20 protein-coding genes and 1 other annotated feature are annotated in these 18,991 nt (G+C 50.1%); of the genes, 1 reads left to right on the top strand and 19 read right to left on the bottom strand.

All coding sequences use genetic code 11. The annotated features are described in order from the left end of the window. Nucleotides 1-146: 146 nt before the first annotated feature. The 11 genes from arnF to LC431_RS18710 all read right to left on the bottom strand — a co-directional run bounded on the left by arnF (nt 147) and on the right by LC431_RS18710 (nt 10,850). On the bottom strand, nt 147-536 hold the full coding sequence (gene arnF, locus LC431_RS18760) for a 4-amino-4-deoxy-L-arabinose-phosphoundecaprenol flippase subunit ArnF (RefSeq protein ID WP_013576119.1): 390 nt from the start codon (nt 534-536) through the stop codon (nt 147-149). Continuing rightward, nucleotides 533-865 (bottom strand): 4-amino-4-deoxy-L-arabinose-phosphoundecaprenol flippase subunit ArnE, encoded by a 333-nt coding sequence (gene arnE / locus LC431_RS18755; protein ID WP_013576120.1) that lies wholly within the window; start codon nt 863-865, stop codon nt 533-535. Before arnE ends, arnF begins: the two co-directional genes overlap by 4 nt. Next, nucleotides 862-2,532, bottom strand: coding sequence for a lipid IV(A) 4-amino-4-deoxy-L-arabinosyltransferase (gene arnT / locus LC431_RS18750; protein ID WP_013576121.1), 1,671 nt, complete (start codon nt 2,530-2,532; stop codon nt 862-864). The genes arnE and arnT overlap by 4 nt, the downstream gene beginning before the upstream one ends. After that, nucleotides 2,532-3,431 carry a 4-deoxy-4-formamido-L-arabinose-phosphoundecaprenol deformylase gene (gene arnD, locus LC431_RS18745; RefSeq protein WP_013576122.1) on the bottom strand — a complete coding sequence of 300 codons (900 nt, stop codon included), beginning with the start codon at nt 3,429-3,431 and terminating at the stop codon, nt 2,532-2,534. The genes arnT and arnD overlap by 1 nt, the downstream gene beginning before the upstream one ends. 13 nt (nt 3,432-3,444) lie before the next feature. Beyond that, nucleotides 3,445-5,427 carry a bifunctional UDP-4-amino-4-deoxy-L-arabinose formyltransferase/UDP-glucuronic acid oxidase ArnA gene (arnA, locus tag LC431_RS18740; RefSeq protein WP_112197123.1) on the bottom strand — a complete coding sequence of 661 codons (1,983 nt, stop codon included), beginning with the start codon at nt 5,425-5,427 and terminating at the stop codon, nt 3,445-3,447. After that, nucleotides 5,427-6,407, bottom strand: coding sequence for an undecaprenyl-phosphate 4-deoxy-4-formamido-L-arabinose transferase (gene arnC, locus LC431_RS18735; RefSeq protein WP_013576124.1), 981 nt, complete (start codon nt 6,405-6,407; stop codon nt 5,427-5,429). Before arnC ends, arnA begins: the two co-directional genes overlap by 1 nt. After that, complete coding sequence (gene arnB / locus LC431_RS18730) at nt 6,407-7,549, bottom strand: UDP-4-amino-4-deoxy-L-arabinose aminotransferase (RefSeq protein WP_013576125.1); 1,143 nt, start codon at nt 7,547-7,549, stop codon at nt 6,407-6,409. The genes arnC and arnB overlap by 1 nt, the downstream gene beginning before the upstream one ends. A 348-nt stretch (nt 7,550-7,897) precedes the next feature. Beyond that, nucleotides 7,898-8,647, bottom strand: a complete 750-nt coding sequence (gene btuD / locus LC431_RS18725) for a vitamin B12 ABC transporter ATP-binding protein BtuD (protein WP_013576127.1) — start codon at nt 8,645-8,647, stop codon at nt 7,898-7,900. Between the two features lie 19 nt (nt 8,648-8,666). Beyond that, a complete protein-coding gene (locus LC431_RS18720) occupies nt 8,667-9,218 on the bottom strand; it encodes a glutathione peroxidase (RefSeq protein ID WP_013576128.1) in 552 nt (183 codons plus the stop codon). Nucleotides 9,219-9,290: 72 nt separating this feature from the next. Beyond that, the gene (gene btuC, locus LC431_RS18715) at nt 9,291-10,298 is read right to left on the bottom strand and encodes a vitamin B12 ABC transporter permease BtuC (RefSeq protein WP_013576129.1); all 1,008 of its coding nucleotides are present in this window, start codon (nt 10,296-10,298) and stop codon (nt 9,291-9,293) included. Nucleotides 10,299-10,451: 153 nt separating this feature from the next. After that, nucleotides 10,452-10,850 (bottom strand): DUF2502 domain-containing protein, encoded by a 399-nt coding sequence (locus LC431_RS18710; RefSeq protein ID WP_013576130.1) that lies wholly within the window; start codon nt 10,848-10,850, stop codon nt 10,452-10,454. A 271-nt stretch (nt 10,851-11,121) separates the two neighbouring features. On the opposite strand from LC431_RS18710, the gene LC431_RS18705 reads away from it, so the two are divergent. Then, entirely contained in the window at nt 11,122-11,280 is a 159-nt protein-coding gene (locus LC431_RS18705) for a hypothetical protein (RefSeq protein WP_013576131.1), read from the top strand. A gap of 350 nt (nt 11,281-11,630) precedes the next feature. Here LC431_RS18705 and ihfA read toward each other — a convergent pair whose 3' ends face one another. From ihfA to thrS, 8 genes are all read right to left on the bottom strand, one after another. Beyond that, complete coding sequence (gene ihfA / locus LC431_RS18700) at nt 11,631-11,927, bottom strand: integration host factor subunit alpha (protein ID WP_004089944.1); 297 nt, start codon at nt 11,925-11,927, stop codon at nt 11,631-11,633. 4 nt (nt 11,928-11,931) lie between these two features. Then, the gene (pheT, locus tag LC431_RS18695) at nt 11,932-14,319 is read right to left on the bottom strand and encodes a phenylalanine--tRNA ligase subunit beta (RefSeq protein ID WP_223510159.1); all 2,388 of its coding nucleotides are present in this window, start codon (nt 14,317-14,319) and stop codon (nt 11,932-11,934) included. A 14-nt stretch (nt 14,320-14,333) separates the two neighbouring features. Then, the gene (gene pheS, locus LC431_RS18690; protein WP_013576133.1) at nt 14,334-15,317 is read right to left on the bottom strand and encodes a phenylalanine--tRNA ligase subunit alpha; all 984 of its coding nucleotides are present in this window, start codon (nt 15,315-15,317) and stop codon (nt 14,334-14,336) included. Between the two features lie 99 nt (nt 15,318-15,416). Then, nucleotides 15,417-15,541: a sequence feature (Phe leader region), on the bottom strand. Next, nucleotides 15,492-15,536: a pheST operon leader peptide PheM gene (gene pheM / locus LC431_RS18685; protein WP_106120997.1), complete on the bottom strand. Its 45-nt coding sequence runs from the start codon at nt 15,534-15,536 to the stop codon at nt 15,492-15,494. (Overlaps the previous feature by 45 nt.) Before the next feature lie 125 nt (nt 15,542-15,666). Further along, entirely contained in the window at nt 15,667-16,023 is a 357-nt protein-coding gene (gene rplT, locus LC431_RS18680) for a 50S ribosomal protein L20 (RefSeq protein WP_013576134.1), read from the bottom strand. Nucleotides 16,024-16,065: 42 nt separating this feature from the next. Further along, nucleotides 16,066-16,263, bottom strand: coding sequence for a 50S ribosomal protein L35 (rpmI, locus tag LC431_RS18675; RefSeq protein ID WP_013576135.1), 198 nt, complete (start codon nt 16,261-16,263; stop codon nt 16,066-16,068). 95 nt (nt 16,264-16,358) lie between these two features. Next, nucleotides 16,359-16,910, bottom strand: a complete 552-nt coding sequence (gene infC, locus LC431_RS18670; RefSeq protein WP_013576136.1) for a translation initiation factor IF-3 — start codon at nt 16,908-16,910, stop codon at nt 16,359-16,361. 3 nt (nt 16,911-16,913) lie between these two features. Continuing rightward, nucleotides 16,914-18,842: a threonine--tRNA ligase gene (gene thrS, locus LC431_RS18665; protein WP_013576137.1), complete on the bottom strand. Its 1,929-nt coding sequence runs from the start codon at nt 18,840-18,842 to the stop codon at nt 16,914-16,916. Nucleotides 18,843-18,991: the final 149 nt, after the last annotated feature.

The following is an 18,991-nucleotide window of genomic DNA, read 5'->3' as shown; positions in this document are numbered from 1 at the left end:
CCTTCTCGAATAGCATCACGGCCTGACCAGACGCGAAGGTTTACGCGCGCCGGATAAGTCGCCGTTATCTAAGAACTAATAGAATTTAGCGCTATTTTATCCGTCATCCAATGTTTAATGATGTTTTTTATCGTCATAAAAATCATTCAATGGGATTTTTTTACCGGTTTACTGTGGATAAGCCAGACACCTGACAGGATAAGCAACCCGCCAATTGTTTTACTTAAGCTGATGCTTTCATTGAACCAGGGCAGCGTTACTGCGGCAATATACACCAGCGCATAACTCAGACTCAGTAAGGTATACGCCCGGTTGAGTGGCAGGTAACGCAAGGCAAAGAACCAGCATCCCATCGATAATATATAGCCACACAGCCCCATAAAAACGGCAATCAGGGCATGTAAATGGCTAACAATAAAGGGAGTATCTATAGCGGCCAGTGAAAACAACGGGATCTGCACTATGCCCCATTTCATCAGTAATTGTGCCGCCGTTACCAGCAAAACACTTCCCGCACTCCACAGGTATCCTTTCATAAGCTGACACTCATTAGTGCAATACCACACATGATCAGTGCGACGCCGCACCAGTGGCGGCCATCGACAACTTCACCGAAGAACCAGCGGGCACACAGCGTGATCAAGACGAAATTCAGGCTGAGCATCGGATAAGCCAGGCTCAGCGGCAATAATTGCAATACACGTAACCATAACAGCATGGCGATACCGAGCAACAATATCGCCAGCCCGAGCCAGCGTAAAACCCTCGCCATGCCATGCGCAGCAACCTGTGCGGCCTGCTTCTGACAAAGCTGACCGGCACAGGTGACAACGCTGACGACAAGAACCAGAAGGAAACCGGTCATGGCAGTTTTTTGTAGAATAACAGTGCCTGACGGTCGATCCGCACCGTTTGATCCGCAGGAGGCAGAGAGGATTTCACCGCAGCATTACGGTCAAGTCTGAGGATCAGAGAGACATTTCCTGCCTGACGCGCTTGTTGCAGCCACTGTGAGAAATGTGCCGCATCGACAAAATTGTCTTTGGCATCCGGATAGCTCAAACCGTATTGCAGCTCACCCTTTTCATCAAACATCAGAATATCGCTGCGCTTGAGTGTCCACGCAACTGCGGTTGCCACACCGACGTTATCTGTCAGCACATAACGACTGTCTTTCAGCAACGCCATATTTTGCGTCAAAAAGGGCTGTGGCTGTTTGGAATCCATCACTTTTTTCGGAATAGCCTGTCCGGCCAGCAATGCCAGCACCAGCGGGCAAAGGGCAGCCCAATACCAGCGCTTTTTCAAATCCGTCAGCGACACTGCGCCAGCCAGCGCCCACACGGCAAAACACAGAATACCGATCAGGGCATGCGGCAACTCAGAACGACTGAACACGGCTTTGATGTGGAAAGGTAATATGCCGGAGATCAACAGAACTGCCACGGCCAGCAACACACCAAACACGATGTTGAGGGTCCCATTGGCTTTCAGTGCACGTAATTTTCCTGACTCAAGGATCTTATCTAAATAATCCGCCATCAGCAGGGCAAGCGGCGCAAAGCACGGCAAAATGTAAGTCGGCAATTTACCTTTAGCAATGCTAAAGAAAATCAGCGGCATGATTGCCCAGCTCAGCAGGAAGAACAATTCCGGACGCATGACGCGTTGAGTCCAGCCCGCCCGCAAAGCTCCCGGTAACAACCCGAGCCATGGCAGCGCCCCCAGAAACAGCACCGGCAGGTAATACCAGAAAGGTGCCTTGTGCTGAGCATCAGCCTCAGCAAAACGCTGAATATGCTCAACCCAGAAGAAGTAGTTCCAGAAGTCCGGCTCCCGGTGTGCTATCGCCAGCACCCACGGCAGGCTCAGTACCGCCGCACTCACAATCGCCAGGGGCCCCCAGCCAAGCAGGGTTTTGAAACGCTTTTCGCGCCAGATAATCGGCAGAACCGCAATAACCGGTAACGCCAGCGCCAGAAAGCCTTTGGTCATAAAACCCATACCACAGGCCAGCCCGAGTGCAATCCAGCTCAGGGCTTTTTGCGGTGTACGCGATACCCGCAGGCAGAAATAGCTTGCGACCATTGCGGCCGTCATCCACAGCGTGATCATCGGATCCATCACACTGTAAGTCCCGATGCCGAAAACCAACGTCATGGACAGATAAATCAATGCCGCAGTGTAAGCCGTCTGGCGGTTGCGCCACATAAGATGCGCCAGCCAGAACACTAAAATCGCGCTAAGCGCCGTGCTGAATACCGATCCAAAACGCACGGCAAAGTTGCTGTCGCCAAAAATCATCTGGCTGATATTGTTAAACCAGTAACCCGCGACGGGTTTCTCAAAATAGCGTAACCCGAGAAGATGTGGCACAACCCAGTCGCCGCGCTGAAGCATTTCGCGGCTGATTTCTGCATAACGGGTTTCATCGGGTTGCCATAAGAGACGGGTGTTAAGAGGAACAAGGTAAACTAGGGCAAAGAACACCAAAATCAGCGTGCCCCACAGGCCTTTAATTGTTTTCGACATCAGGAAAAACCTTCTTGCTGACAGCCTAACCAGCCTTCCCGACCCGGGAAACTGGCGCGAACCACTTTGCCTCTTGGCAATGTACTGAGATCTTGCGGCAGCAACTCACCCAGCGCGCAAAACTGGATCCCCTGCGCAGACGCACGGGTTAACAATTCATCGAACTGTTTAGCCAGTGACATGCCTTCCACTTCGGCATGAATGGTATAAACCGGTACACCATGATCTTTCGCAATAGCATCAAGAATAAAGTCGTTGAAGTTATCGGCGTTAATCTCGCCGCCAGCCACTTCGTCATAAGTGGGTAACGTCACGGGAATCTGCACAGTGCCCAGTGTTCCGTTTTCCAGTACCGGCAGGAAAGGTCGCGTTCCGCGGCAATCACTGTTGTAGTAAAAGTGGAAACGTTCTTTGACTTCGATAACCCGCTCATCGGCACGCCAGCCTGCGACAGCCGAACATTCGACATCATGGCCCAAACTTTTTTCGAGCGCATCCAGCCCCAGGCGGATTTGTGCTTCCAGCTGTTTCTCGGACCATTTCCCGACTTTTGCCTGCCAGCCCTGATGATCCCAGGCGTGCAGCCCGACTTCATGCCCGCGTTTTGCAGTTTCTTTCATCAGATAACCGAGATCACGCGCGATAAGTTTACCCGGCCACGCGGTGCCTGCCAGTAAGATATCCCAGCCGTAAAGAGACGCCGCATTAGAGCGCAGCATTTTCCACAGGAAGCGCGGTTTAAGCAGGCGCCATAAATGACGCCCCATATTATCCGGGCCAACGCTGAAGAAGAAACTGGCAGTAATTTTATGATTTGCAAGAGTTTGCAGAAGCTGAGGGACACCCTCGCGGGTGCCACTCCAGGTATCCACATCAATGCGCAGACCCACTTTCTTCATGACGGGCACCGTTTCAGGCTTTGCCAGCGTCAGGATTTACTGAACGCAGGAAGAAATCCAGGGTTTCAGCAACGGTTTTATCCATGCCGATTTCCGGTTTCCAGTTAAGCAGACGACGGGCATTTTTGATGCTCGGCGTACGGTGCTCCACGTCCTGATAGCCTTTTCCGTAATACGTGCTGCTTTCCACCAGATTGAAACCAGCGAACGGCGGGAACTGCGCGCGCAACGGATGTGATTCAAAACTGCTCAGCAGCATTTCTGCCAGTTCACGAATGCTCGCTTCGTTAGTCGGGTTACCGATGTTAATAATCTGGCCATCACATAAGTTGTCGCGGTTCTCGATGATCCGGAACAACGCTTCAATACCGTCGTTGATATCAGTGAAGCAACGCTTTTGCTCGCCGCCATCCACCAGTTTGATCGGTGATCCTTCAACCAGATTAAGAATCAGTTGGGTGATCGCACGGGAACTGCCGATACGCGCAGCATCCAGGTTATCCAGACGTGGTCCCATCCAGTTGAACGGACGGAACAGGGTGAACTTCAGGCCTTCTTTCGCGCCGTAAGCCCAGATCACGCGGTCCAGCAGTTGCTTGGAAACAGAGTAAATCCAGCGCTGTTTGTTGATCGGGCCGACAATCAGACGGGAATGATCTTCGTCGAATTCCTTATCATCACACATGCCGTAAACTTCAGACGTTGACGGGAAGATAATGCGTTTTTTGTATTTAACGCAATCGCGGACAATTTTCAGGTTTTCTTCGAAATCCAGTTCGAATACGCGCAGCGGATTACGGGTGTATTCGATTGGCGTTGCAATCGCCACCAGCGGCAGAACGACGTCGCATTTTTTGATGTGATATTCGATCCACTCTGAATGGATGCTGATATCGCCTTCCACGAAGTGGAAATGCGGATTACCCATAAAGCGGCTGATCGCGTCAGAGCTGATATCCAGGCCATAAATTTCATAGCGGTCTTCGCGAAGCAAACGCTCACTCAGGTGGTTACCGATAAAACCATTCACGCCGAGGATTAAAACACGGGTACGGCGTTTCATCACCGCCGTGGGCAACGTTGCGACACGCATATCCGGCATAATGCCCAGTTCCAGTGCCAGACGGGAACCCTGTACATACAGGCCGTTTTCACTCTGCCCTGCCAGAATTTCCAGCGCGCCTTCGCCACAGGCGATGGTCAGCGGATCAGAAGAAAGCACGGTGCCCGGTTGTTTGTCGTGCTGAGTTGCCAGCGGACGTGCGCGCCAGATAGTCAGCTTACGTTGGCCGAGATAAGAGAATGCGCCGGGATAGGGTTCAGTCACCGCGCGGATCAGGTTATTAATTTCAGTGGCCGATTTGTGCCAGTGAATTTCACCGTCAGCGGCGGTACGGCGACCAAAGTAACTGGCCTGAGATTCGTCTTGCGCCGTCAGTGTGATGTTACCCGCTTTCATTTCCGGCAACAGATCTGTCAGTAATGCTTTCGCTGCCTCACGCACTTTGGCATGAAGTTTCAGCGCCGTGTCATCGCCAGTGATCGCCACTTTGCGCTGACCAACGATATCACCTGCATCCGGTCGTTTGACCATTTTATGCAAAGTGACACCCGTTTCGGTTTCACCGTTGAGGAGCGCCCAGTTAACCGGTGCACGACCACGGTAACGCGGCAGCAATGAACCGTGCAGATTGAAGCCACCCTGCGGCGCCAGAGATAAAATCTCTTCGCTCAGCATATTACGGTAGTAGAAAGAGAAGATGATATCGGGCTGTAAAGCACGGATGCGGTCAACCCACAATGGATGGTTAACATCTTCCGGTGCATAAACGGGCAGGTTCAGCTCAGCGCCCTGACGGGCAACGGAAGAAAAGAACTGGTTTTCATTCGGGGAATCAGTGTGGGTGAAAACTGCCTGAACATCATAACCCGCGTCAACCAGAGCCTGTAAACCAACACAACCAATATCATGATAGGCAAATACAATCGCTTTCATTACTCTTCTTCCTGACTGTGGTCTTCGGAACGAACGCCGACGACTTTTTGAACAAAATAACGGGGACGCGCACGAACATCGTTGTAGATCCGCCCGATGTATTCACCGAGTAATCCCATACCGACAAACTGCGCACCGATAAACATAAATAACAATGCAAATAGCGTGAATACGCCTTCCGCAGACCACTCAGGGCCGTTGATCAGGCGCATTAAAATGAGGAATACCGCCAGCAGGAAACCGAAGATGGCAATCACACTGCCAACAACACTGAGCATTCTCAGCGGTGTTGTCGTCAGACAAGTGATCAGGTCATACATCAGGTTAATCAGTTTCATCAGACTGTATTTGGAATCACCAAACTCACGCTCAGAATGCTGAACCGGAATTTCTATGGTTCTGCGTGCGAATGTGTTGGCCAGAATAGGAATAAAGGTACTGCGCTCATGGCAATGCAGCATAGCTTCGATAATGTGACGGCGATAAGCCCGTAACATACAGCCGTAGTCACCCATCGATTTACCGGTGGCACGTTGGATCATCATGTTGATCATCTTTGATGCCGTTTTACGGAACCAGGAATCGCGACGATTTGCACGTACGGTGCCGACAACGTCATAGCCTTCATCGGCAGTGGCGACCAGGCGCGGGATTTCTTCCGGTGGATTTTGCAGGTCAGCATCAAGCGTAATGACCAGATCACCGGTCACATGGCTAAAACCGGCCATAATGGCGGAATGTTGGCCGTAATTGCGGTTGAGCAAAACGGCAATAACATGGCTGTCCGGTTGTTCTGCAGCGGCAGCGAGCATGTCGCCGGAGCTGTCAGAACTGCCGTCATCCACCAGAATGATTTCGTATTGCTGGGTTAATTGCTGACAAGCGGCCTGCGTACGAGATAACAACGCCGGCAGGCTTTCTTCTTCGTTGTAGACCGGGATAACCACCGAGACTTTACGGATTGGTTCGTATTGCGCCACTACTGCGCCTCCAGAAGGGAAAAAAGAGCCGCGACAACGCGGTCCACATCGCTGTCCTGCATATCAGGGAACAGCGGCAAACTGCATAAACGTGCCGAATTCCATTCACTGTTTGGCAGGCTCAGATGCGGATAACGTTCGCGGTAATATTTTTGGGTGTGAGCTGCACGGAAATGTAAACCCGTTCCGATCCCCTGCTCTTTCAGACGTTCCATCAGTGCGTCACGGCTGATACCACAACGCGCTTCATCCACACGGATCATGAATAAGTGCCACGCATGAAGGTGCGGGTAAGCCGGTACAGCCATTGGCAGATAAGGTGAGCCCTGTAATTTATCCAGATAACGCTGTGCCAGCTCCGCACGGCGGGCATTCATTTGTGCAAGACGTTTAAGCTGCACGACAGCCACAGAAGCATGAATGTCGGAGAGATTGTATTTAAAGCCTGGCTCAACCACTTCAGCCTGCGGTTTACGCCCCAGCACCTGACGATCAAATGCATCAACCGCCAGACCATGGAATTTCAATGCACGTACTTTTTCAGCCAGAGCATCATCGTCGGTGGCAATCAGACCGCCTTCTGCGCAGGTCATATTTTTGATCGCGTGGAACGAGAAAATTGCTGTCCCCTGTGCGCCAATCCAGCGTTCACGGTATTTTGTGCCTGCCGCGTGCGCAGCATCCTCCACGACCGGAATACCGTGTTCATTAGCAACAGCATAAATCGGGTCAAGGTCTAAAGGCGCGCCGGCGTAATGCACCGGGATAATCGCTTTGGTTTTTGGCGTGATAGCCGCAGCAACCGCGTCGGCACTGACCATCAACGTGTCAGGATCAACATCAATCATCACCGGTTCTGCGCCGAGCAGGACAATCATGTTGATGGTTGAAACCCAGGTCTGTGAAGGCGTGATCACTTCATCGCCCGGTCCGATGCCGAGCGCCATCAGGGTGACATGCATGCCGCCGGTCGCAGAACTGACTGCGATAGCATGCTTACAACCGAAAGTGGCAGAAAAATCCTGTTCAAGCTGATGAGTCTGTGGCCCTGTGGTGATCCAGCCAGAACGTAAAACCTGCCCCACTGCAGCTATTTCTTCTTCGCCCATAGACGGACGGGAAAAAGGCAAAAAGTTTTCCATTACGCTATCCCAAAAAGGTAATTACCGATACCGACTGTAGACCGCATTTATTTAACAGTAAGTAAACGCCGTCATGAAATTATGGATCTTATGATGTCGGTTTAATCTTAATTTAACCTTAAGGATTTACCAGTCACGCGAAGCTAAACAGAAAGTAAATAAACAAAAATTAAATAGCAGGAAAAAATAAAAATCATTTAATAACAATCAATTACATTAAATTATGTTTTTATGAAAAAAATGAACTTTATTAAAACAATGCATCTTCTGCGTTTTTTATGAACAAATAAGAATTGGGGTAAAGCGTAAACCCCAATAATAATATAATTAAACCGCTATGCATTAAGCTCAGGTCGCCATTATCCATTGCCTGCCTGCCAGTTCGTGTATCTGAAATGCCACTTTGTACACGTCTGAAAGTATTTCAGGCTGCATGACATCAGCACATTTTCCCGCCGCCATCACCTGACCCTGCGACATAAGCCAGATCTGATGTGCGTAATGGAGGGTATGGTTGAGATCATGATCGCTTAACACCACGGAACGTCCTGCCGCGCAAAACTCCGCAAGTAACTGATCCAGCGCCTGCTGCTGGGCAACATCCAGGCTGTTCATCGGCTCATCAAGGAATAAAAGCTGACTATCAGGATTCACCGTCGGCCACACTTGCAATAAAGCAGCCGCCAGCCTCACCCGCTGCCATTCCCCGCCGGATAAATGCGTGACCGGCCGGCCAAGTTTATCGCTGAGATGTAAAGCATCACATAAACATGAAACCGTGCGCTCAAGAACAGCAGGATCCACTTCTCGCGGCTGATGAAGGGACAAATATTGAAATACCGGCATCAGGGATGCCGGGGTCAGTTGCTGGCATAACCAGGCGCGAAGACGTGCCAGCCTGGGTCCGGGAACGTCGGCAAGCGGTTGTCCGTCGAGAATAACCTCACCTCCCCCTGCCGACATACCCGCCAGACGGGTCAGTAAAGTGCTTTTCCCGGCGCCATTCGGGCCGATAATATGGATCCGACAGCCCGGCACAATCTGCGCGCTAAATGCGCTAAGCCGCCCCGCAACGGTTATCTCACGACATTCCAGCATTGGTGTATTCACACGCAAATTATTTCGCCAGTGCGGCTTTGATGGTTTCCATAAGGATCGGATCTTCCGGTGTCATATCGGGTGCAAAACGCTGAACCACGGTGCCGTCACGACCAATCAGGAATTTCTCAAAGTTCCACAAGATGTCATCGGGCTTAAGAGGTTGACGACCTTTGCTGGCCAGACGTTCGTAGAACGCACTGTCTTCCGGTTTGACGGCTGTCGGACAGGCTGCAATCAGCGCTGAATACAGCGGATGACGGTTGTCTCCGTTGACGTTAATTTTGCTAAACATCGGGAATTTCACGCCAAAATGGGTGGTGCAGAAGGTTTTGATCTCATCTTCAGTGCCCGGTTCCTGCGCGCCGAATTCATTGCACGGGAACCCCAGCACTTCAAAACCACGATCGTGCCAGGCCTGGTAGATATTTTCCAGCCCCTCATATTGCCTGGTCAGGCCACATTGTGATGCCACATTCACGACCAGCAATACAGAACCTTTATAAGCACCGAGCGTCGTGGTTTCGCCATCGATAGTTTTCAGGGAGATATTATAAATTTCATTACTCATCGTTTTCGTCCTGATATTTGTAGGTTAGGGGAAGGGTTTCAGTGAACAGCATAGCCGACACACCGAAAAGCATCAGCGGATTTGTCCGGTTCTGGTCAGCAACCAGATGAATACCGGTGCACCCAGCGTGGCAGTCACCACACCAATCGGTAATTCCGCCGCGGATAAACCAATTCGCGCCAGCACATCCGCTAACAGTAAAACTGAAGCGCCGCAAAGCGCACAGGCGGGCAGCAAACGGCGCTGATCGGTGATCCCGCAAAGCCTGAGAATATGCGGGATGATCAGCCCGATAAAACCGATGACGCCCGATAAGGCGACGCTCAGCCCGACCATCCAGCCGACGGCAAGCACCAGAATATAACGCCAGGTGTTCAGCGATATGCCGAGTTGCCTCGCCTGCTGCGTCCCGAGAGACAATAGATTGAGTGCATTCCCCTGTAAGACCAGCCACAGTAAAACAGGCAGCAACATTAATCCCAGCCAGAGCTGATTCCAGTCAACACCGCCAAATCCGCCCATCATCCAGTACATCAACTGCCGTAAATCGAGATTGTTGCTGAAATAAATCGCCCAGGTCATTAAAGCACTGCAGACAATCCCAATAGCAATCCCGACAAGAAGCATACGGGCATTCGTCAAAAGGCGTTTACGGGCAATATATAGCAGAAAGAAAGTGACAATCAGAGCGCCCGCGATGGCTGCCAGACTCATGATCCAAACAGGCAACAGGCCGTGGCTTAACATGACACATAAAACCAGCGCGACGCAGGCACCATTGGCAACACCGAGTAAACCGGGCTCGGCAAGAGGATTTTCGAACAACGACTGCATCACTGCCCCGGAGACAGCGAGACTTGCGCCCACCAAAATGACAGCGACAGCGCGCGGAAACCGTAATTGCCACACGAACAGACGCGCCTCAGTGCTGAACCATTGATCCGGCCACAGCCAGCGTTCACCCGCACTCAGACTGAACACCCATATCAACAACAAGAACATACCCAGCCCGTATAACCAGCGGCGGTCACGGTATTTCTGTTGCTGTTCAAAGGCAGAAAAGGTCTGCGGGATAGGCATGAATGGCTAATTCCTGGGGCTCACGGGAAGTGACTATCCTACCGATATTAGGCAGTTAGCTCTAGCGAAGAACGGCTGAATACCATAAATAGAAATTGAAAAAGCCGGTGACTGAGCACCGGCTTCGGACACGTTGGGCATTTACAGGGAAAATCAGTGTCCCTGATAACCATTCGGCGGGATCGGCTGGCCGTTCCCCTGATGACCATTATTATCATGATGATCATTACCGTTTGGACGGCCCGGGTTATGGGGCTGCGGTCCTGGCTGATTACGCCCCGGCTTATCATGGTTACGCTGCGGTGGTTTAGCGTCCCAGCGATTACCGTGCCAGTACATGCCATGTTCATTACGCTCACCGTAATGATGGCCCTGATGATCATGCCACCACTGCGGTGGGCGCCAGTCATAGCCATCCCAATAGTAACCGCGCTGATCCTGATCCCCGAGGTGAAGTGATACGCCAGGTACGTTGAGGTCAATAGAAACATTTGCCTGCGCGATCACAGGCAAAGCCAGTGCACAACAAAGCAATAAGAGAGATTTTTTCACGTTAGTTACGCCTTCTTTATTTTTTATGACGTTATTTTTATATCAGTCAGGTATTGAAGAAAATATAAGAAATAAGCGTATTTTCGGATAACTTGCTCTGACCTTACAATAAAAACACAAACATGTCCTGGTTGAAATAATTCAACAAGACGGCGTGTGTTATCTATTCAATTCCTATTAAGACACTAACAAATCTTAACGCAAGCCTGACAACATCCTGTCTGCATTCTATTTATAATCGACCTGTTTATTCAAACGAAGGATGTATTTTATGCGTCGTATTTTCGCTCTGCTGAGCATTGCTCTGGTTGTCGTCAGCCTCAGTGGCTGTTTATTCCCACCATTTTGGGGTCCTGGTGGTGGCGGTCATGGCGGCGGTGGGCACGGTGGCGGCGGTCCGGGTGGACCTCGTATGTTCTATAACCACTAGTCACCTTTTATAATTCCATTCTCCCGTTCCCGGCTAATTTGTCCGGTAACTTTTATTCAGATATTAATATGTAAATATTATTAACTGAACATAATGAGTGACTTACCATAGGGGCTTCGGCCCCGTTTTATTTGAATGGCATCCGGATAAATAATAAACCAAAGTTCTTTTCAGGCCTTGAAATTTAATCTATCAGACTAATCCTGAACCGCCTACCCCTTTAACGCTATCTTTTCACTTTCTGTGCTAATTACTTAAAAGCGTTAAAACCTATTGTTTCCGATGACACTGCACTCTTAAAAGTCAGATAAAAAAAAAGGCCGCTTTCGCGGCCTTTTTGATGTTTTCACTTATTCTTTCGGCGTGGCATTCTCTACACGACTTTTCAATTTCTGTCCCGGACGGAAAGTCACCACACGACGCGCCGTGATCGGAATATCTTCGCCGGTTTTCGGGTTACGTCCCGGACGTTGGTTTTTGTCACGCAAATCAAAATTGCCAAAGCCAGACAGTTTAACTTGCTCGCCATTTTCCAAAGCACGACGTACTTCTTCGAAAAATATTTCAACAAGGTCTTTGGCATCCCGTTTGCTCAGCCCGAGCTTTTCAAACAGGTGTTCTGACATTTCAGCTTTAGTAAGCGCCATAGGTTCAATCCCTCAAGGATGCTTGGAATCGCTGTTTTAGAGCCTCTACACATTTTGCAACGGTAGCGGCGATCTCCTCTTCTTCCAGTGTACGGCCGGTATCCTGCAACACCAGACTGATAGCCAGGCTCTTGTAACCTTCAGCTACGCCCTTGCCACGGTACACATCAAACAAGTTTACGCCAACTACCTGATTTGCGCCAACTTTCTTGCACTCTGCCAAAATATCGTCTGCGGGCACGTTTTCGGCCACTACCACAGCGATGTCACGACGGTTCGCCGGGAAGCGAGAAATCTCTTTCGCATCAGGCAGCACGCGGTCTGCGACCTTATTCCACAACATTTCGAAGACCACGGTACGACCATTAAGATCGAGTTTACGTTCCAGCTCAGGGTGTACTACACCAATGAAACCAATACGTTCGCCGCGTAAATAAATTGCTGCGCTCTGCCCAGGATGCAACGCAGGATTCGCTTCCACCTTGAACTGTACATCGTTCATTTTGCCGGTAAGCTCAAGAATAGCCTCAAGATCACCTTTCAAATCGTAGTAGTCAACTGCCTGACGCGCCAGATCCCAATGCTCTTCATTTTTAGTGCCGGAGATTACACCAGACAGCATGACGTCCTGACGGATACCCAAATCGGCTTGCGTATCAGGTACAAAGCGCAGGCCGCTTTCAAATAAACGTACGCGACTTTGCTGACGATTCTGGTTATTTACTACAGCAGTCAGCAGGCCAGACCACAGGGAAAGACGCATTGCAGACATTTCAACCGAGATCGGGCTGGGTAAAATCAGCGCTTCTTCGCCAGGATGCAGCAGAGCCTGCACTTTTGGATCGACAAAACTGTAAGTGATCGCTTCCTGGAAACCACGATCAACCAGCAGATTTTTCACACGTTTCAGTGAAAGGTTCGCTTCACGGTGTTTGGTCATCACCAGACTGGCTTTAACCGGCACATCAGGAATGTTGTTGTAGCCGTAGACACGCGCGACTTCTTCCACCAGGTCTTCTTCGATTTGCATATCGAAACGCCAGCTTGGCGCCACAGCTACCCAGTGGTCGCCATTATGCTGAACCTTACACCCCAGACGGGTCAGGATGTCAGTCACCTGAGCATCTTCAACATGATGCCCGATCAGGCGATCCAGTTTTTCACGACGCAAGGTGATGGTTGCCGCTTTCGGCAAATCAACGTCGGAGGTCGCTTCAATGACCGGACCGGCTTCACCACCACAAATGCTCAGCAACAACGCAGTAGCCCGTTCGATAGCTTTGAACTGCAGCTCAGGATCCACACCACGTTCATAGCGATGAGAAGCATCCGTGTGCAGACCCTGACGGCGTGCACGGCCAGTAATTGAGAGCGGAGCAAAGAATGCAGATTCCAGCAGGACGTCCTGCGTCTCGTCGTTCACACCGGAATGTTCGCCACCAAAGATACCGGCCATTGCCAGGGCTTTCTCATGGTCTGCGATGACCAGCGTATCTTCCGCCAGTTTCGCCTCTGTGCCATCGAGCAACGTTAATGCTTCGTTTTTCTGCGCCATGCGCACGACGATGCCACCACTGATGCGATTCAGATCAAACGCATGCATTGGCTGACCGAGTTCGAGTAACACGTAGTTCGTGATATCGACCACGGTGTCGATAGAACGGGTGCCACAGCGACGCAGTTTTTCACGCATCCACAATGGTGTAGGTGCTTTAACGTTGATGCCTTTAACGACACGGCCCAGATAGCGCGGACACGCTTGTGGCGCCTGCACATCGATGGGGATGGTGGCATCAATCGTTGCTTTCACCGGGTTCATTTCCGGCTCAACCAGTGGCAACTGGTTGATGACAGCAACATCACGCGCCACGCCGAGGATACCCAGGCAATCAGCACGGTTTGGCGTTACGCTGATTTCAATCGTGGTGTCATCGAGTTTCAGGAATTCACGGATATCTGTACCGACTGGCGCATCAAGTGGCAGTTCAATAATACCGTCGTGATCCTCTGAAATACCCAGCTCAGAGAACGAACACAGCATGCCTTCTGAAGGCTCGCCACGCAATTTGGCAGCTTTGATTTTGAAATCACCCGGCAATACGGCGCCCACTGTTGCAACTGCAACTTTAAGGCCCTGACGACAGTTTGGCGCGCCACAAACGATGTCCAGCAGACGATCGCTGCCCACATTGACTTTAGTCACACGCAGTTTGTCTGCGTTTGGATGCTGACCGCATTCGACAACTTCACCGACAACCACGCCATTAAATGCGCCTGCAACCGGCTCAACGCCATCAACTTCCAGGCCGGCCATAGTAATTTGGTCTGATAATGCTTCGCTGCTAATGGCTGGGTTTACCCACTCACGCAACCAGAGTTCACTGAATTTCATGTGATATTCCCGCCTTACTTAAACTGTTTGAGGAAACGCAGATCGTTTTCGAAGAATGCACGCAGATCAGTCACGCCATAACGCAACATAGTCAGACGTTCCATCCCCATTCCGAAGGCAAAACCGGAATACACTTCAGGGTCGATGCCCACATTGCGCAGGACATTCGGATGCACCATGCCGCAACCCAGCACTTCCAGCCATTTGCCATTTTTGCCCATTACATCCACTTCTGCGGAAGGTTCTGTGAACGGGAAATAGGAAGGACGGAAACGGATCTGCAAATCAGCTTCAAAGAAGTTATTCAGGAAATCGTGCAATGTGCCTTTCAGGTTAGAGAAGCTGATGTCTTTATCAACGATCAGGCCTTCCATCTGATGGAACATCGGGGTGTGAGTCTGATCGTAATCGTTACGATAGACGCGGCCCGGCGCGATAATACGAATTGGCGGCTGCTGGTCTTTCATGGTGCGGATCTGAACACCGGAAGTTTGCGTGCGCAGCAGGCGTTTGGCATCAAACCAGAAAGTATCGTGATCGGCACGTGCCGGGTGATGACCCGGAATGTTCAGGGCATCAAAGTTGTGATAGTCATCTTCGATTTCAGGGCCGGTTTCCACGGTAAAGCCTAATTCACCAAAGAAGGTTTCAATGCGGTCGATAGTACGGGTCACCGGGTGCAGACCACCGTTTTCGATGCGACGGCCAGGCAGGGAAACGTCAATCGTTTCCTCTGCCAGGCGGGCATTCAGTTCAGCGGACTCCAGCATATTTTTACGCGCGTTCAGGGCTTCCTGAACCTGCGCTTTCGCTTCATTGATGACCGCGCCCGCAGCCGGGCGTTCTTCCGCAGGTAATTCACGGAGGGTTGTCATCTGGAGTGTCAGGTGGCCTTTCTTACCCAGATATTCGACACGCACATTATCCAGCGCGGCGATATCCTGAGCACTCTCTACGGCTGCCTTGGCATTGGCAACCAGCTCTGCGAGATGTGGCATTGCTTTCCTCTTCTTCTGGCCAATATGGCCCGATGTAAAATAACCGTGATTAATCAGGGGCGCGATTTTGACCCTGAACCTTAGCGTATAAAGCACAGATACAAAAAAGCCTCCACGAGGGAGGCTTAGGCGCTACTTTTCGTTTCTTCTCTTACGCGCGAAAGCCTTCCAAAGTCAGGCGCTAAAGTAAAAAAAGAAACGGAAAATAGCAGCATTCATGCTTGCGTTACCTTGTCGGTTGTAAATCTTGTGCCGTAATTGAAACGAAACTGTGGGTATTAAACAACGAAACAGAATGTTTTTAAACACAAAATATAAAAGAGGGAGCAAGCTCCCTCTTTCACCTGACTTACGCCAGAGCTGCTTTCGCTTTTTCGACCAGTGCAGAGAATGCCACTTTGTCGAATACTGCGATGTCAGCCAAGATCTTACGGTCAATTTCAATAGAAGCTTTTTTCAAGCCGTTAATGAATTTGCTGTAAGACATGTCGTTCTGACGAGCTGCTGCGTTGATACGCGCGATCCACAGCTGACGGAACTGACGTTTCTTTTGACGACGGTCACGGTAAGCGTATTGACCAGCTTTGATAACAGCCTGGAATGCAACACGATATACGCGAGAACGGGCACCGTAGTAGCCTTTCGCCTGTTTTAAGATTTTCTTGTGACGTGCACGTGCAATCACACCACGTTTTACGCGAGCCATATGCTCTCCTGAGTTTTATATTCTAGATGAAAAAAAGTGTATTTATGCGTACGGCAGACATGCAGAGACCAGACCCAAATCGTTCTTGGATACCAGGCCTTTTGGACGCAAGTGACGTTTACGCTTAGTAGCTTTTTTGGTCAGAATATGACGCAGGTTTGCGTGCTTACGCTTAAAACCACCATTGGCGGTTTTTTTGAAGCGTTTAGCGGCGCCGCGTACTGTTTTGATCTTTGGCATTTTAAATTCCACTTCGCATTGTTATTAACATGAATCAGAAAGGCGAATCCAGAATACGCGGTGCGAACACCGCGTAGCAGGATTACTTGGAAGCCTTACTGTTTCTTCTTAGGTGCGAGCACCATGATCATCTGACGACCTTCGATCTTCGTAGGGAAGGATTCGACAACGGCCAGTTCAGAATCTTCACACAGGTCTTTACGGACGCGGTTAAGCACTTCCATACCGATCTGTTGGTGCGCCATTTCACGCCCACGGAAACGCAGGGTGATTTTGGCTTTATCGCCATCTTCCAGAAAGCGAATCAGGTTGCGTAGTTTGACCTGATAGTCGCCATCATCGGTACCAGGTCGGAATTTGATTTCCTTAACCTGAATAACTTTTTGTTTCTTTTTCTGCTCTTTGGTCGACTTGCTCTTCTCGTAGAGGAATTTGCCGTAATCCATGATTCGACAAACTGGCGGCTCGGCATTCGGACTGATTTCTACTAAATCGACGCCCGCTTCCTCAGCTTTTTCAAGAGCTTCATTCAGACTGACAATACCAATCTGCTCGCCATCGACGCCGGTGAGGCGAACTTCTTGCGCGCGAATCTCTTTGTTAATGCGATTAGGACGCGCCGGTTGAACTCGTTTTCCGCCTTTAATACTTTATTCCTCCAGTTGATGAAGACTTCTGCTGCGGATTTCCGCCAGCAGTTTGTCAACGACTTCGCTAACATCCATGCTTCCTAAGTCTTTGCCGCGGCGGGTACGAACAGCAACTTTGCCTGCTTCGACCTCTTTATCGCCACAAACTAACATATAAGGAACACGGCGTAGCGTGTGTTCGCGGATTTTAAAGCCAATCTTCTCATTTCTCAAGTCGGCTTTAACGCGAATGCCTGCATCTTGCAGTTTTTTAGTTAATTCTTCGACATAGGTAGCTTGTGAATCAGTGATATTCATAATCACTACCTGAACCGGAGCCATCCAGGTTGGGAAGAAGCCCGCGTATTCTTCAGTCAGAATACCAATGAAGCGTTCCATTGAACCCAGGATAGCACGGTGAATCATTACCGGAACCTGACGGTCGTTACTTTCGCCAATATAAGAGGCGTTCAAACGACCAGGTAATGAAAAGTCGAGCTGCACGGTACCACACTGCCACGCACGATCCAAACAATCATGCAAGGTAAATTCAATTTTTGGACCGTAGAACGCCCCTTCACCCGGCTGATATTCGAACGGAATGTCGTTTTCCGTCAGCGCAGCCGCCAGGTCATCCTCAGCACGAGTCCACATTTCGTCAGTACCAATGCGCTTCTCAGGACGGGTGGACAATTTCACCACGATTTTTTCGAAGCCAAACGTGCTGTACATGTCATACACCATGCGGATACAGCTGTTCACTTCATCACGCACCTGCTCTTCTGTACAGAAGATGTGAGCATCGTCCTGAGTGAAGCCACGAACACGCATCAGGCCATGTAATGCACCAGATGGCTCATTACGGTGGCAACTGCCAAACTCAGCCATACGCAATGGCAGATCACGGTAAGATTTCAGACCCTGATTGAAGATCTGAACGTGTCCCGGACAGTTCATTGGCTTGATGCAATATTCACGGTTTTCAGAAGAGGTCGTGAACATCGCTTCTTTGTAGTTTTCCCAGTGACCGGTTTTTTCCCACAGCACGCGGTCCATCATGAACGGACCTTTTACTTCCTGATAGTCATAAGACTTCAGTTTCATGCGTACAAAGGCTTCCAGCTCACGGAAAATGGTCCAGCCGTCGTTGTGCCAGAACACCATACCTGGTGCTTCTTCCTGCATATGGTACAGGTCAAGTTGCTTACCAATTTTACGGTGGTCACGTTTACCGGCTTCTTCCAGACGCTGAATGTAAGCATTCAGTTGCTTTTTATCCGCCCACGCAGTGCCGTAGATACGTTGCAACATTTTGTTATCGCTGTTGCCACGCCAGTAAGCACCGGAGGTTTTCTGCAGTTTGAAATGATGGCAGAAACGCATGTTCGGTACGTGCGGACCACGGCACATATCCACGTATTCTTCGTGGTGATACAGACCCGGATGGTCATCATGACTGATGTTTTCATCCAGAATCGCCACTTTGTATTCTTCGCCACGGCTTGCAAAGGTATCGCGCGCTTCCTGCCAGCTGACTTTCTTTTTAATGACGTCGTAATTCTTTTCAGCCAGTTCGTGCATGCGCTTTTCAAGCAGTTCGATATCTTCCTGAGTCAGCGTACGATCTAAATCGACGTCGTAATAGAAGCCATTATCGATAACCGGGCCGATTGCCATTTTGGTGTCTGGCCACAGTTGTTTAATGGCATGACCCAAAAGGTGCGCACAGGAGTGGCGCAAAATTTCAAGACCGGCTTCGTCTTTAGCGGTGATGATCGCCAGTTGCGCGTCAACCTCAATCAGGTCGGTTGCATCAACCAGTTCGCCGTTAACACGACCAGCGATACAGGCTTTCGCCAGGCCAGGGCCGATATCAAGGGCAACATCAAGGGGAGAAACGGGGCGATCAAAAACGCGCTGGCTTCCATCAGGAAGAGTAATGACAGGCATGCTAATTCCTTAATCTACAGTGGTGCCCCACACGACAGAGCACATCTAGAAAAATATTTGAGTTTAAATTCACGTAGTTATTCACGCTATTTAGCTTTACCTTGCCAAATATAGGCACCCTGAATACATCACGTAATTGTATCGGGATG

Source organism: Rahnella sp. GSA61A, from assembly GCF_019969905.1.
Lineage (GTDB): Bacteria > Pseudomonadota > Gammaproteobacteria > Enterobacterales > Enterobacteriaceae > Rahnella > Rahnella aceris.
Note: the sequence above shows the minus strand (reverse complement) of the source record. Positions and strands in the feature narration are given on the sequence as shown.